This is a genomic window from Sphingopyxis sp. 113P3, from assembly GCF_001278035.1.
GTDB lineage: Bacteria > Pseudomonadota > Alphaproteobacteria > Sphingomonadales > Sphingomonadaceae > Sphingopyxis.
In genome coordinates, this window is record NZ_CP009452.1 from 157,501 (window position 1) to 173,151 (window position 15,651).

General features: G+C 57.3%; 6 protein-coding genes, 1 tRNA gene and 2 rRNA genes (1 of these 9 only partly in view). 6 read left to right on the plus strand and 3 right to left on the minus strand.

What is annotated here, in order from left to right; translation table 11 throughout:
- The 3 genes from LH20_RS00680 to LH20_RS00690 form a co-directional block, all read left to right on the plus strand.
- Nucleotides 1-1,076, plus strand: a 23S ribosomal RNA gene (locus tag LH20_RS00680) (it extends 1,716 nt beyond the left edge of the window).
- A 114-nt stretch (nucleotides 1,077-1,190) separates the two neighbouring features.
- Nucleotides 1,191-1,305, plus strand: a 5S ribosomal RNA gene (gene rrf, locus LH20_RS00685).
- 101 nt (nucleotides 1,306-1,406) lie between these two features.
- Nucleotides 1,407-1,483, plus strand: a tRNA-Met gene (locus tag LH20_RS00690).
- Here the strand turns inward: LH20_RS00690 and LH20_RS24320 are convergent.
- Together LH20_RS24320 and LH20_RS00705 are read right to left on the minus strand one after the other, a co-directional pair.
- Nucleotides 1,440-3,155: a recombinase family protein gene (locus LH20_RS24320; protein ID WP_442800456.1), complete on the minus strand. Its 1,716-nt coding sequence runs from the start codon at nucleotides 3,153-3,155 to the stop codon at nucleotides 1,440-1,442. The genes LH20_RS00690 and LH20_RS24320 overlap by 44 nt on opposite strands.
- A gap of 95 nt (nucleotides 3,156-3,250) precedes the next feature.
- Nucleotides 3,251-3,574: a recombinase family protein gene (locus LH20_RS00705; protein WP_053552557.1), complete on the minus strand. Its 324-nt coding sequence runs from the start codon at nucleotides 3,572-3,574 to the stop codon at nucleotides 3,251-3,253.
- Between the two features lie 765 nt (nucleotides 3,575-4,339).
- On the opposite strand from LH20_RS00705, the gene LH20_RS00715 reads away from it, so the two are divergent.
- The 3 genes from LH20_RS00715 to LH20_RS00725 all read left to right on the plus strand — a co-directional run bounded on the left by LH20_RS00715 (nucleotide 4,340) and on the right by LH20_RS00725 (nucleotide 13,882).
- Nucleotides 4,340-9,181 (plus strand): hypothetical protein, encoded by a 4,842-nt coding sequence (locus tag LH20_RS00715; RefSeq protein WP_144423474.1) that lies wholly within the window; start codon nucleotides 4,340-4,342, stop codon nucleotides 9,179-9,181.
- 85 nt (nucleotides 9,182-9,266) lie between these two features.
- Nucleotides 9,267-9,794, plus strand: coding sequence for a hypothetical protein (locus LH20_RS00720; protein ID WP_053552560.1), 528 nt, complete (start codon nucleotides 9,267-9,269; stop codon nucleotides 9,792-9,794).
- Between the two features lie 74 nt (nucleotides 9,795-9,868).
- The gene (locus tag LH20_RS00725; RefSeq protein WP_144423475.1) at nucleotides 9,869-13,882 is read left to right on the plus strand and encodes a hypothetical protein; all 4,014 of its coding nucleotides are present in this window, start codon (nucleotides 9,869-9,871) and stop codon (nucleotides 13,880-13,882) included.
- Between the two features lie 48 nt (nucleotides 13,883-13,930).
- On the opposite strand, the gene LH20_RS00730 is transcribed toward LH20_RS00725, so the two are convergent.
- On the minus strand, nucleotides 13,931-14,890 hold the full coding sequence (locus tag LH20_RS00730) for a DUF4238 domain-containing protein (protein ID WP_053552562.1): 960 nt from the start codon (nucleotides 14,888-14,890) through the stop codon (nucleotides 13,931-13,933).
- Nucleotides 14,891-15,651: the final 761 nt, after the last annotated feature.

The following is a 15,651-nucleotide window of genomic DNA, read 5'->3' on the forward strand; positions in this document are numbered from 1 at the left end:
AGTCGGCTTCAAGACGACGTATAGGGCCTGACGCCTGCCCGGTGCCTGAAGGTTAAGTGGAGGGGTGCAAGCTCCGAAATGAAGCCCAGGTAAACGGCGGCCGTAACTATAACGGTCCTAAGGTAGCGAAATTCCTTGTCGGGTAAGTTCCGACCTGCACGAATGGCGTAACGACTTCCCCACTGTCTCCAGGAGATGCTCAGCGAAATTGAATTCTCCGTGAAGATGCGGAGTACCCGCGGTTAGACGGAAAGACCCCGTGCACCTTTACTGCAGCTTCAGAGTGGCATTAGGAAAGAACTGTGTAGCATAGGTGGGAGGCTTTGAAGCACTGGCGCCAGCCGGTGTGGAGCCATAGGTGAAATACCACCCTGTTGTTTTCTGATGTCTAACCTCGATCCATGAAACTGGATCAGGGACCCTCTGTGGCGGGTAGTTTGACTGGGGCGGTCGCCTCCTAAAGAGTAACGGAGGCGCGCGATGGTAGGCTCAGGACGGTTGGAAACCGTCTGTTAGAGTGCAATGGCATAAGCCTGCCTGACTGCGAGACTGACGAGTCGAGCAGAGACGAAAGTCGGTCATAGTGATCCGGTGGTCCCGAGTGGAAGGGCCATCGCTCAACGGATAAAAGGTACGCCGGGGATAACAGGCTGATGATTCCCAAGAGCTCATATCGACGGAATCGTTTGGCACCTCGATGTCGGCTCATCACATCCTGGGGCTGGAGCAGGTCCCAAGGGTTTGGCTGTTCGCCAATTAAAGTGGTACGTGAGCTGGGTTCAGAACGTCGTGAGACAGTTTGGTCCCTATCTGCCGTGGGCGTCGAAATTTGAGAGGAGTTGACCCTAGTACGAGAGGACCGGGTTGAACATACCTCTGGTGTACCTGTCGTGGCGCCAGCCGCGCAGCAGGGTAGCTATGTATGGACGGGATAACCGCTGAAAGCATCTAAGCGGGAAGCCTCCCTCAAGATAAGATTTCACAGAGCCGTGGAAGACCACCACGTTGATAGATCGGATGTAGAAGCGCGGTAACGCGTGGAGCTAACCGATACTAATTGCTCTATTCGCACTTAGAGTCCCGCCATCAACGACAAGCCTGACCGGTTTGTCCGAGAATGTCGGATGATTGATCAGACAGTATTGCACGGATATCGATTGAAACCCTTTTGACCTACGCCGGCTTCATTGCTTGGTGACCATGGCGTCAGTGACCCACCCGATCCCATCTCGAACTCGGCCGTGAAACCTGACAGCGCCGATGGTACTATGGCTCAAGCCCTGGAAGAGTAGGACGTCGCCAGGCATTGCAGCCGACGTAAGGTCAGAACGGAAAGCCCATTCACATAGTCAGGGCGGCGTTGGCCGCCCTTTGCTGTTTTTGCGCCGACAAGCGCAGCTGGTTGACGCGGGATGGAGCAGCCCGGTAGCTCGTCAGGCTCATAACCTGAAGGTCGCAGGTTCAAATCCTGCTCCCGCAACCAACTTAATTTGCAAGGCCTCCTCGGTTAACCCCACAGGAGGCTTTTTCGTGTCTGAACAAGCGCATAGTTCTAGGATTGACACCAGTTCGCCCCGAAGGTGGATCGCAAGTTCGTCACCTTCCGGTACGAACACCACGCCAGCAATGAGCTCGCGGATTTTTTCAAACGCTTCGGCCCGCAGCGCCTCGTCCTCGAATGCGTCCGTCAGCGCGCTAATCTTGGAATGATACAAAGCAGCGAGATCAGGCTGCAATACGATGTCGCCCACATGGGTATCGACATCATTAATTGCGAGTTGGCTTTCCAAGGTTTGCTGGCGAGCCAACAGCTGGTTCATCTCCTCCACGAACATCGTCGGATCGACACCTTTCATAATGGCGCTCTTGAGCATGCTAAGCTTTTCGGCGACTTCGGCATGCTCTCGCTCGTGCACAGGGCGGAGGCTGTCGCTCAGCTTGCTCAGCCGGGCTGTTTCTACTGCATATTCTTCCTGGAAGGCGTCGAGAACTTCTGCTTGCATGAGTTCGTTCTGAAGGCCGGCGAGTATCCGCCGATCGAGATCGTCCTGTCGTACCGAAAGGCGGTTGGTGCAAAAGGCCTCTCCCTTCTTGGCCGACCCTTGGCACCTGAATCGGTGCTTGCCGCCTTTCGCGAAGGCCGATCCGCATTCGCCGCACGTCATCTTTCCGCTGAGCAGATAGCGAGGGCGCTGCTGTTCCCAGAACGGGCGACGCGCTGTTTTCTGGATAGTCGACCTCGGTCCGGTGCTTAGCTTTTCTTGGCGGGCTTTGACGGCTTGCCAAAGCTCGTCGCTGACGATCCGCAGTTCCGGCACCTTGATCGGCTGCTGCTGTTTGTCCGCAGGATTGACGAACGAATGGCGGCGGCCCGTTTCCGGATTTTTCCGGAACTGCTGCTTTTCGAACGGGCGGAGGCCAATGTACCGGATATTGTTCAGCAAGCCGGTTCCTCGCTGAGCATTGCCTGTTATCGTATTTGCCGCCCACATTGCCGGCACAACGCCAGGTTTCTTGTCGCGTTTGCCGCTCCGCGGTGCGGGTATGGCCTCCCGGTTCAACTGCTTGGCGATTGCGTCTGGCGATCGTCCGGCGACATATTCTTCGAAGATGCGAATCACGATCTGCGCCTGTGCCGGATCGATTTCGACGAGGCCGCGAATGCGCTCTCCACGCGCGTCATGTTCGATTTTGGTCCGATATCCATAGGCAATCCCACCGGGATTCTGTCCCAGTTGAAATCGATGTCGGAGCGCGTCACGCGTCTTAGTGGAGATTACGGCCAGTGCGTCGGCGTTCATCGTACCTTTCAGACCCACGAGAAGCGCGTTGAGTGGCCCTTCTGCCCGGGTGACAAGTTGGACGTTCCGAAAACGCAACTGCTCGAATAGGGTGGCGATATCACCTTGGCTTCGGGAAAGCCGATCCATCGCGTCCGCGTAGACGACATCCACTTGACCAGATTTCGCGACAGAAATGAGCGATTGCATGCCGGGTCGGTGCAAGGTGGCGGCAGACTGAGCCTGGTCGGTGAAACAATGGGTTTCAGTCCATCCAAGTTTTTTGATTTCTGCCCGGCAATGAGCCAACTGAACCTCAAGGGATAGTTCGTCTTGTTTGTCGGTGCTGTAACGGGCGTATAGGGCTACGCGCATGGGTAGTTCCCCTGGAATGTAGAACGGCCCGGGCCATTAATGGGCCAGGCCGTACAGCTGTCAGATGCGCCTTAGCGGCGCAGTTCTACGATCATTCAGACTGCGTCCTCAAGAAAGAGGACCTGTACATCATGTTTCTGCGTTATCGACATGAAGGATAGAAAGTCGTCGAGATTCCGAGAAATCCGATCGCGCGACGACACATAGATTGTGTCGATTTGTCCAGCCACGCAATCTGCAAGAAGCCTGCAAAGCTCTGGTTTTCCTGCGCTCGCCGCCACGCCGCTATCCGCATATGTTGCGCTGATTTCATCTCCGCAACGTGTTGCCAAAACAGCGCAGCGTTCGATTTGAAGATTTTGAGCGAATTCGGCCTTGGCTGCGCTCGAGCGCGCGTAAATCGCGCATATTTTGGTCATTGTTCACTATCCTTTTTCTGGAGCCCGGATGCGCGCTGGTGCCGGACATTTGCCCGCGCGATGTCGCGGGCGAGTAGGCGCGCCAGTTCGATCGCGAGGTACCGAGCGGCATTTGGTGAAGAGTTTTTGTTCGGCACATCTTCGAGTTAGAAGATGTGGAAGTTTCTCGGCTCCTGCTCACCCCCTTAGTTCGAATCGGAGCCCCATTGCAGCGGCCTGGCGCTGTCGGAGGGTAGTTAGGCTTCGCGAGCGTTGATCTACCTGCCGATCTGCTATTGGCGTAAATTGCATTAGAACTGCTCTTGGTCGTGAACCCGGTGCCGGGGTGCGGGCGGCAGCCCTCCTTCAGACGTCTTTCATCCTTCTAGCAGGGCCAGCCTGCTTCATCGTTCCTTTTCACTGGCGGCGCAGTCGGCGCCTACAGGCAGCTTGCAACTCGTTCGCCGTCGAGCGTAGTAGAAGAGCGGTCTACGAACAGATCGGCAACTTCGCGCCCGATCTTGGCCATTCCGACCCTGAGTAGCCTTCACCCGAAAGCGGTCACTCGATCTCACACGCATGACAACGGCTTCGCGCCTGAAAGTCGGCATTAGCGGCTGACATCCTTGTTTAAGGAAAGCAGCCATTCCGCGGAAGCCAGCATTCGCTACTGACAGAATTGGCGTACGGACAGTAATCGAACTGTGCCGGGTCAGCTTTCGATAGCGACGCGCCCCAAATGTGCTCATAACGTTGCCCCTCTTTCCTTGTGTCGGGGCAGGCGTTGTGGACATTCTTGACTCGCAGATCAGTGCTCCGCTCAAATGGCAAACTTTTGAGGACCTGACGTGCGCCTTATTCGCGGAAGTATGGAAGGATCCGACCGCGCAAAAGAATGGCCGGGTTGGGCAGCCCCAAAATGGAGTCGACGTATACGGAACGCCGGGAGGAATGCCGGGCAGGTATTTCGGAGTGCAATGCAAAGGCAAAGATCGCGGTTACGGATCTAGAGCAACCAAGACCGAGTTTGATCGAGAACTTGCCAAGGCGGAGAAGTTCCAGCCGTCCCTCGCCAAATGGTATTTTGCTACGACAGCTCCGGTTGACGAGAAACTTCAGGCGCATGCTCGCACCGTGTCCGCAGCGCGGGTAGCAGCGGGCAAGTTCGAGGTCGATATTCTCGGTTGGGGCGCGCTTACGGCCCTGATAGCAAAACATCCAGCAGTCATACGCCAATTCTACCCTGAGCTGGCTGCAGGGGCAGAAGATCTCGAGCGAGTTGCTGAAACCGCCCGGGCCGCACTCGGGTCGATCGAAGACAGCTTGCGTCACGGGGAGGAAAGTCTCTCACTCCCTCGATCTCTTCTCGTATCGCGCGGCGCGGCGAACCTAGCCGAGAATAGCATACTTCGCCTGACGGGTGAGGGCGGCAGCGGTAAATCGGCGATACTGAAGCGTCTGTCGCGCGATCACGTCGGACCGCTCTTCGTGCTCAAAGACAATCGGGTCCGTGCTGGATCGCTTGCCGAATATTTGGTGCAACTCGGGATTTCCGAGACCCCCCTCAAGCTCTTTGAGCGCCTTGGGCGTGGCGGCAATCTGTTGATACTGGTGGATGGTGCAGATCGCCTGTTGCTCTCCGGGCGGCGCGGCGTGGTAACCGACCTGCTGGCTCTCGTGGCTGAGCATCTGCCTACCAGTTCGTGGAAGATGATCACTTCGGCTCGTCGTTACCAAGATCGGGACCTTGTGCTTACCGCACTGGACGGGGCGAAGCTTGGTGGATCGGCCAGCCTGTCGATCGATGCAATCGATGCGGAGGATTGCGAGGCAATCGCCAAGGCATTCCCTGTCTTTGCCCCCCTCTTAAGGCGCCACGATCTTGCCCAGCAGAACCGGCGCCTCTTTCTTCTTCGTGAATTGCTGAAACTTGAAGTGTTGCCCGAAGGGCGGGTGACGGAGATGGATCTTGCCGGGAAATGGGCGACCGCAGAGCAAAGCGACGCTGACCTCACCTCGCGCCGAACCAAGGCCCTGTCCCAAATGGGCAGCTGGTTGCTCGATCATCCGGCGCGTGCGCCGGGCAGCGCTGCGTTTGACCCGGAGGGTGCGCGCTGCCTTCTAAGTGAAGGCACGCTGATTGCAGATCCCAAAGCGGATGCCCTTTCTCTTGCGTTCGACGTCCATGAGGATTGGCTAATAGCCCGCGCGCTCCTCCCCGATTGCGACGCACTTGGTACGCGGTTGCGAGAAAGCGGTGAACCGCTTTGGTGGCTGCGGGCTGTACGTCTCCTTGCCCAAACTCTCCTTGAGCAAGGGCAATATGAGCGTTGGCGTAACATTCATGGGGCGCTGGAATCCGATGCGACGATCGATCCCGCTTGGAGTCGGACGTGGCTCGTCGCGCCTCTATACAGCGAGACATGCGATGCGATCCTTGCTGACCTCGTTGCGGCCCTCGAGGCGGATGACTTCCGCTTGCTCCGTCGCCTTATCGACACACTCATTGTCTCAGAGACGCGACTTGACGAAAAATTGCTTCAGGCGCCGCACCTCGCGCATCTCAGTGAGAGCCAGCGCTACGCTATCGCGAGCTATGGCAAGCGGCCCGTATGGTCGAGCTGGGTTCCGTTCCTACGCTGGTCGCTGCCGAAGTGGCGGACCTGGCCTAATGATCTTGTGCCCCAGCTCTCCGAATTGGCTCGCATCTTTTCGCGGGCGACGCTCAACGTGCCGAACAGTCACAGCCAGACCATCGCGGAGATCGTTCGGTCTTGGCTCGACGAAATTGAGGAGTGCCGACACCTGCTTGGCTGGGAAGATCGGCGCGACCCCTTCGGTGTCGATCTCCCAGATCGCGATGGCTGGAAGCTTGTCGAGGAGAAGCTTCGCGAGGCGCTGATCTTTTCCGTCCAATCCACCCCAGACAGTGTCGAGGCTTATCTTCAGCGCCTGGCCGGCGATCGTCGCTTGGATAGTCCGCGCCGCAAGTTACTAAAACTTCCTCGCTACCTTCCCGGCAGATTTCCGGCGACATGGGCGAGGCTGTGCGCGTGCCACTACCTGCCTCCCCGGCGCCGCTCTCGCGACAATCAGTCGATCCTTGGGCGCGAACTTTTCAGCATGTATGACGCGCACAACGCAGGGCTCCCCGATAGCCAGAGCTGCTATCCGGCGAGCCCTTCGCGCGCAGGCTTTCTTGAGCTCTTCGAAGCCGACGAGGCGCATGCTCTCGAACTTTTTCATCGGATCGAACGGCGGGCTTCAGTCTTCTGGCGCTGGTATGCCCGCTGCCATGACGGCCAACGGCCGCTTGCTGTGCGGATCAACGTCGGCGGCCGTCCAATAGCGCTTTGGGGGGACGAAGCGGTCTACCGTTGGTCCCGCGCCGTGCTCGGATCGAATGTGTTGGGATCGATGCATCTCGCGCTCGACGAGTGGATGCATAGGCAGGCGGCGAACGGACGCGATGTCGGCGAACTCATCGAACTTGCGCTCCAGCCCAACGGCCTAGTGGCGACAGCTGCGTTATGCATTTCGCTCCTTAAGGACCATGTCAACACGCCCGGCGCAATCGACCATGCTGCTCCGTTTCTAGGTAGCCCGCGCTTCTGGGATTATGAGATCCGCAAGCATCTCGACGACCAGCAGCCGATCCACCGCATAGGCTTCGGTTTCTCGGATCGTGACGATCACTTCGACCAAGTCGAGGCGATCTTCGATCGGCACAAGGCACAATTGCCCATGTCACACGCGCTCATGCTGGCATTTCGCCTCAAGGCGGAGGACGATGCGCAAGAGGCGTTCGATACCATGCGCAGCGACTGGACACTGGAAAGTCTTGCCGACGACGAGCGACAAGCCGCCGATCCGTCTTGGGTTTCTGTAAACGAACAACGGTTTGCGCGGATATTCTCTGACAGCGATCGAAACCAGGTCGAACTCAGCTGCAATGAGGCCGAGCGACGCATCGAGGCTCATATCAATCCTCCGGCAGAACAGGTCGAGGTCATCGAAGCCGCAGAAGAAAGCCGGCGACAGATGGGGCAGATCAACCGCTTGGCGATGTGGGCTGTTCGCTCGCGCGAGCAAGGGAGCATCGACGAGGATCTCACCTTAGCGGAGGCGATCGAACTCGCCGACCATCTCATCGCGGAGCCATTGACCGACGACGAGGACAGCTTCGGTCTCGCACAGCAGATGACGCGCTTTGCCGTTGTCGGCGCCGCGGCGATTGTCGCGGCGCGCGCGGATGAGGTGTTCCTCGATAGCAAACTTGATTGGGTCAGAGAAAGACTCATAGCGGGAGGAGAAAATTGGCGTTCGCCGCAAGAAGAAGCTTTGACCGTCGACCAGGCGTTGCTCAGCTTTGACTCGCAAGAAATCGGTGCATGGGGGATCGCCGCCTATGCGTGCCGGCGGCGCGAAGCCGTGATAGAGAGACGGGTTGTCGAGCTCGCCGTTGACCGCCTGCACGGCATCCAGAAGGCGGTGATCGATGGCCTTCTCTGGGATGAAAACGCCGACCTCGCTCGCCGGGTGACCTTCGCTGCGCTCGATGTCTGTGTAATCGATATTGGCCATTTCTGGTTTGATGGTAGCCAAGAAAAAGCCGCCAAGCGCATGGCACGGAAGCGCAAGGCGATCGTCGAACGTGCTTTGAAATCTTGTCCGGAGGACCGGATACCAGAGCTTCCACCGACCCCTTATCAGCTTCAATGGGTCCGCGGCCGCAAATGGTATCTTCCCCCGCGACGCATTCGCCTCATCTCGCCGATCGTGCTCGACTGGAGTCGAGTACCCGAGATTCTTTGTCGCCTAGACTGGCGCCACATTTCGGGCACGGAAATCCGCCGCAAGGCCTTTGCGGGATATTTGAAGGGCCTTGTCGAATGGACTCGGGAATATTCCGAAGACGAGGATGCCAAACGCCAGGATCGGCGGTATCCTTTCGAATGGGCCCATAAAATGGCCAAGGAAGTTGGTCGGTTTGCTGCGGTTCACGGTGATGCGAGACTCTGGAAATCGCTGACTACGTTCGAGGAGCGTGATCACGGTCGCGATCTTGTTGGAAATTATCTGGAAGCGGTGACGTACGAACTGATGATGAGTGAACGTCGCCCCGATGAGCGTTTCTGGTCGGCATGGAGGCCGGCCGCGGAATGGGTGATGGAAAATGCCGTGCCGAAGCGGCAGACCAACTATGATTCCATCGACAATTGTGTGGAGGCGGCTGGCTTTGTCGGCCCTTGGTCGACCTCCATTCCGCCCGACTGGCCTCATCTTGAGGACTTTATAGAATGGATTGACGGTTGGCAGCGGGCCACTCTCCATCTTCGGCAGGCGGCATGGTTATTGCTCCGCGTGGTTGAACGGATGTCGCTCGATCAGCGTGCTTCCACTTATGTGCTGTGGTTAGGCCGGTTAGTCGAGACGCACGGCCGCGACCCCAAATTTTGGCAGTATCATGATCTCGGTGACCGGGCGGCGGGGCTCGTAAAGCCCCTAGCTAATCATGCCGGCTGCGACCGGGCCGAAATGAGGCGCATATTGGCCATTATGGCTGACGCGGGATCCAACGCTGCTCTCGCGATCGTACCCCTGTTTGCGCAACGAAAGTCAGTCTAGAGCATCGGCCATGTAGTATAAGCCGAACTGCAAATTGACTTTGGCCACCCAATCGATCCCACAAGAGGCGAATGGAGAGACACGAATGACACCGGCGCAGGAATGGCTTTCTGGCAATGTCGGCGGTTATGCCGCGCTGGATCCAAAAGATCGCCAAGCGATCTACGATTTTGCGCTTCTATGGAGCCTCTTTGAGGCGTGCGTGCTCGAATGCGAAGCGAGTGTTCCCATGATCGAAAGCAAGATTGGATTGGCGGGAGATATCGAAGATATCGATCTTACCCCGTTTGAAGAGGCTCTGGTCTATTTTCGCGATCGATATTTTGAGGCTTCCAATCCGGGGCCTCGATTTGAGAGCCTATGGCCTGGGACCAAAAAAGCTGGCCGTGAAAGGGTTGCGGCGGTGTTTGGCAATGTCAATTCAGGGCCATCCGACAAGCTGATCGCCCTTCTCATCATCGTATATCGATTGCGAAACAATCTGTTCCATGGCGAGAAATGGGCCAACTTCTTTGTGGATCAGCACGGGAACTTTACCCATGCTGGAACGGTGCTCATGCGCACGTTGGAAATGTGCCGGGCGAGAGGGCTAACGGTTGGGGCGTATGGCTAGATGCGACATGGTACTAACGCACGCTTTTGTGAACCTGTGATCGACGTGGATTGCCGGTGAGCGGAGCGATGCCGATGCCACTTGTCAACGATCCGGCGCGCGAGGCAGTCGACTCGATGCGTGGTTATTCATATCAGATTCTGTGCAGTATCGATGCTTGGCTCGATCTCTCCGACGGACAGATTCTCTTCCTTGAAGGCGCGGAAGATCTCGACCGTATCGATCAGAACGGCGCGGCGGTCGAACAGGTCAAGGAAACGAAGCGTTCCGGAAATGTTACCCTGAAAAGCGGTAACGCAATCGCGGCTATCTCAAATTTTTGGACGCATCTAGAACGTAATCCGGGTACCGCTATCCAGTTCAGATATTTGACGACGTCCGGTGTGGGGCGGGAGCGTGGCGACGGAATCAAGTTGTCGTCGCCCGGCATCGAAGCCTGGGAAGCTATTCGCCAATTTCCGGCTTCAAATGCCGCGCTCGCTGACGCGGAAGCGTTGCGTGAATTCTATTCTGGCCGGACTGACCTACCCAAAGCAATGTCGGTGTGGCTGAAATCAGCTACAGCCGCACAGTTCGTCTCGCGTATCATCCTGCCATTTTCATGGATTACAGGCCGACCCGATGGTCGCGGCCTGCGCCGACAGATCGAAGCAAAGCTGGTAGAATTGGGTGAAACAAGGGGCATCGGTGCTTCCGATTCCGTTCGTGCGCTTGGTGGATTGCATCTCGAAGCATGGACAAACGTAACAGATTCCGAACGACTGCCGCTGAGACGAGGAGACTTGTTGCGGATATTCGACGATGCGGGCGTAACGGCTGTTCCGACCACGCAGCTTCTCGATCTAATGCGGCAGCTTAGCGGGGGAGGCGATAACGGCACAAGGATCGTATCGGCTCCGCGTGCGGTGGCTGCGGTTCCGCGATCTCTTTCTCGGCGTTTTCCGCGTCTTGATTTGGAAGCCGCCATCGCTCAGGCGCTCGTTCGTGGTCCTGTGCAACTCCACGGTTCAACGGGCATGGGTAAGACCAGCTTGGCTGTCGCGGCCATAGGGTCTCGAAGCGACGTCGGTTGGATCAATCTTCGAGATTGTCCGGGCGGAATTGGCGGAGCAAAGCTAGAGGCCGCTGCCGATTTTGTCGTCAATCGAGCTACGCCCTGTATTGTCGTTTTGGACGATCTGGATCCCGGCGACGATCCCCGCTCCATCTTGTCGTCGCTAGGTCATTTGGTGACGGCCCTTGAAACCGTGCGCGGGCAGCTTCTGATCACAGGGGCGCAGCGCCTTTCCCGAAGGATTGCGCAGGTCGTCGGGCTAGGCGAAGATGGCATATTCGCAGCTCCCGCATTCACGGATAGCGATATCGCCACCTATTTTATTTCGGCCGGCTGTGATCCCGCCAATGCGGAAATATGGGGGAAGCTCGTCTACGGCTCGACAAGCGGGCATCCACAGCTAGTCGATGCGCGCCTCGGCGCCCTGCAAGAGGCCGGCTGGCCGCAGCCTGATATCACCGAGTTGCTCGCCACGCCGCCGGAGATTGTCGATGTGCGCGCGGAGGCGCGGCGCATGGTTGCTACGCTACCGGAAAGCGAACGAGAGATGCTCTGTCGAGCAAGCCTCCTAGTGGGGCGTGCGTCTCGGCAGCGACTAATTGCGATTGCACGAATAGGTCCGCCGGTCGTCGAGCCTGGTCATGTGATCGATAGGCTCATTGGCCCTTGGTTAGAGCTGACCGATACCGCCGATCTGCGGACTTCGCCGCTTCTGCGGAACTTGGCTGATGAAACACGCGGTCAGGACTGGGTGCGACAGATGCACGGTTCGATCGCTTGGGCATGGCTCTCTGAGCGGACGATTGATGCTTCGGACGTTTCGACCCTTCTTTTGCACAGTATGATTGGTCGAACCGCCGGGCCGATCGTTCGCATATTGCCGAGCTTACTGAGCGCTCCCGACGAAGTCTGGAAGCAGATAGGCGAAACTGCAGAAATCTATGCCCAGGTCGGAATCGGAGATGGGCAAGAATCGCCATTCAGCAAGTCGGTAGAAACCGCTGCTTTTCGTATCCTGCAGTTGCGGATTGCCGAACGTTCGGGCGAAAAACTGGTTCGGCCGGTGGTCGCCCAAGCTCTGAAGGAGGCTGATGCGCGCGAACCTGGGGACATTGCGGCCGAGTTTTTCGACTTCCTGTTTCTCTGGCAATTGTTGCGGGACGGCGATGCGAGCCGCTCGATCTCTGAAATTGTCGATCTGGGCAGTCGTTTCGTTTCGCTCGGCGATCGCGTGCGGGATCGGTTCCAAGACATTGACGAGCAAAATGGGGAGCCGATTGACTGGCCCGACTTTACCCGGCTGCTTTCTCTTTCGTTTATTCCTGCTGTCAACGACGCTGACCGGTTGGAAGAACTCGCTGACCTCCTTGCAGGCCGCGACTTGGAAACCCGTAGTCTGATCCTTCAGGGCTATGGAGGCGAGTTCGACGGCGCTACGCTTGCGCTCGACCGCGTATGGCTCGGCGAGGCCGGGCGGCCTGACCCAGATTGGCGGCGTCTAACCCACTTGCTTGATCGAATTGTCCATATGGCCATAGAGGGCGGTGTGAGCGCGCTTGCAATTGCGGCGGCGACGTTGGGGATACGTGTAACCGACGAGAATCTCTCCGATCCACCAGCCGCGCTTGCGTTGTCGAATCAAATGCTAGGCGATCTTGGGCGAGCTCCCCGCATCCTCACGGCGAAAGCCAAGGTACTCTGGCGATCGGGGCAGGCACAAGATGCGCTGGCATTATACGATGAAGCCATCCCTTCTTTCGACCTCTCGCGACCTTGGTTGACGGACACTCTACGCGAAGCGGGGATGGCTGCGGGTCGTGCAGGAAATTGGCGGTTGGCTGCTGCCAGATTCGCCAGCGCCGTACCGCCCAAGACCGGCGAGGAACCTCTAGAACGTCGCGTCGGGCTCATGTTTGAGCAGGGACTTTCCTTGCATTTGGCTGGTGAAACTCGCCGTGCGGTTGAGGTTTTCGGCCAAGCAATCGCGGAACTTATCGAGGATGGCGACCCGAACCCGCCGGAACCCCTACTCTCTATCCGTCAATTGGGATCGCACGCTATCAAGCTCGTCAAATTGGATATCGAAGGCGAGCCGTCGAATGATGGGCCGAGCATGGCGGACTTCATTGGACGATGCAGCTCTCTTGACCCTCTTGAATGGGGGGATCTGAAGGCAGCGAGCCTAGATATCATCGTTCATATCATGATCGATCTAGATCTCGCGGCGCCCGGCGGGCCCACGGTTTCGGTCGAACTCGCAAACTGGCTACGTCGATCGTTGGATATGCTTGCCATGTCTGTCGCGGGCCAAGCTTTCCTTCGCCTTTCTCTGGCGACGGGTGACATCGGCGAAGTCATGGCCGATGCAGTCACCCAATTCGCCTTTCTTACCTATGCGAAGACCGAAAGGGACGCTGGGCGCTCCACTTCCGAGCGATTAGACGCCGCACCGCCAATGCCCCCATTTGACGCTTCGGCGCGTGCGTTGATCGTAGGTCATATTTTACCCGCGGTGACAGCTTTCGTGGCAAGCGAACGGGCGAATGAGATTCCGTTCGATCGCTGGTTGAACGACATTCCTGCCGACCCGAGTTTCGACGAACTCCGTGTCTTGATCGCGGAAGCAAAGAGCTTCTTTGAGGGTGATGATGATCCTTGGCCGCGAGCGCTTGGCGGGAATCCTGATTGGGAAACTCATGTCCTTGCGGCGCTTGCTGCTAGCGTTCGTCTCAGGACGGCCGACGAGCTTATCGCCACGCACTCGATTTCAGCCCACTATCTATCACAGCCGCATCTTCGCGAGCTTGTAGCCGCGCCTCTGTCGGAGATGATCACGGACATTTGGCTCGACCTTTGCGATACGCCGGCGCTTCTGGTCATGCCTCAGCTGAGTGTACCCGCTATACGCACAAGCGTTGTATCGACGCCTCCCGGCTGGTCACGAATCAAGGCGGTGCTTTGGTCTGCCCTCGACGCGGTGTCGCTCGCTACTTCCAGTCAAATGCGACCCTATGTGGCCGATCTTCCGAGTTAGACCTTCCCTTTTCGTTAGTTGGTGAGTGCGAGCCATAGGGCTCACGTCTTATCTCATTGGCTTTCGAGCAAACGGCACAATCGCTTGGTTTGTCACCATCATGATCCCGCGATCATTGAGGTGGGCAGTCTGGTTGATCTCGATACGATAATTTCGGTTCTTCGCGATGAAGTTGGGCACCCACTCCCGCTCGTGATTTGAGAACACCAAGCGCTCAGCACCTTGGACGAGCTTCCGATTTATATCGACAACTTCGTGTCGGCCTAGGTCGCGTCGCGATTGTGTAAACTGCCTAAACCGGAGATCGAAGCCGATCCTCTTGATGTTGCGATCGGGGTTGATCCGAATGGCGAGACTGGGCGTGAGGGGAAAAGTGCGATCGAGGGCATCCGTTGCGGGATTCCGATCGATGGCAACCGGGTAATCGCTGGTGAAGAATGGTGCGTCGGTATGATTATTGATGAGAATATCCCAGTGGAAATTGCCGAACGCGGCCACGCGATCCTGTATGTCCACAATGCCGATTGCTTGGGGGTATTTCCCATCAATCTCTAGCTTGATTGCTTCCTTTTCTAGCAGCTCCGTGACGCTATTGCCGGGCAAAATTCCGGGCGGATCGGGGAATATGCCCTTCGCATCGGCAAGCTTCGTTGTGTTGGTGACGATGCCCGCCATTATAGCGGTCTGCATCCTGATCGCAGCGGGCGAACATGTAGTGATGTAGGCGGCGAAACCGGCAATCGCATATACCACGTCGCCAGTGATCTTGCCGTTCTCCAACGCGGCGACTGCGTCGTTGTAGCCGTTTTCCACAGGCTTCAGAAACTCTTCGATGGCACGTGGCTCGGTCAAATATTCGTTCGTATTGCCCTCTCCGATCCGGCAAACCTGCTTAGCTGTACGTATGGCAGATTTGTAGTTTTGCTTATCGAAGACGATCAGCCCTGCCTTCTCGGAGTTGTAGAACTTTCTCAGATGAACTTGCGGAACGTAGTGGTCGAGAGCCATGGTGGTGAAGGCTATCACGCCGCATGGGTCCGTTCAAATGGAGCAGCTTAGGCAGCGGATATACGCTCGCACCGTCTGACGACTGCGGATATCGTCTCAGGGCAATGCGAATAGGAGAGCGATGATGAATTTGGTCGTGGGCCATGCAGGAGCGTAGAATCGGGCCTTGGCTGCGAGGTTGGGTATCTGCGATTGCCGGCACGAAGTCGCCCCCGGACACGCGCTGAGGCTGACCCACTGTCCTCCGACCGATAAAATCAGCCCGAGGCGAGCGCCACTTCTCTCGCCACTGTCTTGGAATAGGCGAAGCGAGGATCATCGCGGTTTACGAGGTCCTTGCGAAACATCAGTCTGAAGCGGCCCGGCTGATCCAAGGCAAATTCCACATGGCGCGGGCGAGACCGCGCGCCGGTGGTGGCATGGCGGCGACGCTGGGGGCAGTGAGGCCCCGCTAGCCGAGGAGGGTGAGCGCCCCCGACAATTTCATACTGGCTGACGCGCGCGATCGTGCCGAGCTCTTCCATGATCCGCGGCCTCGAAACGGATACTGCAACATCTCTTCTCGGTGGTGATCATCACCACTCTAAGAGCATGTTGACATTCTTAGGAGTAATATAATTCGCCCATAATAAGAGATTTTTCAAATCATATAAGACATTCGCCATTTCTCAAATAGGCTTGACTTTCAAATTCCCCGAAAGCTATTCGCCGTTTCGGCGACACTCCCTCCCCATGGAAATATGTCGCACGGGAAAGCCTGA

What these genes read in the sequence shown, in the direction of transcription:
- LH20_RS24320 (WP_442800456.1), bottom strand. Translation starts at nt 3,155, where the DNA reads ATGCGCGTAGCCCTATACGCCCGTTACAGCACCGACAAACAAGACGAA.
- LH20_RS00705 (WP_053552557.1), bottom strand. Translation starts at nt 3,574, where the DNA reads ATGACCAAAATATGCGCGATTTACGCGCGCTCGAGCGCAGCCAAGGCC.
- LH20_RS00720 (WP_053552560.1), top strand. Translation starts at nt 9,267, where the DNA reads ATGACACCGGCGCAGGAATGGCTTTCTGGCAATGTCGGCGGTTATGCC.
- LH20_RS00725 (WP_144423475.1), top strand. Translation starts at nt 9,869, where the DNA reads ATGCCACTTGTCAACGATCCGGCGCGCGAGGCAGTCGACTCGATGCGT.
- LH20_RS00730 (WP_053552562.1), bottom strand. Translation starts at nt 14,890, where the DNA reads ATGGCTCTCGACCACTACGTTCCGCAAGTTCATCTGAGAAAGTTCTAC.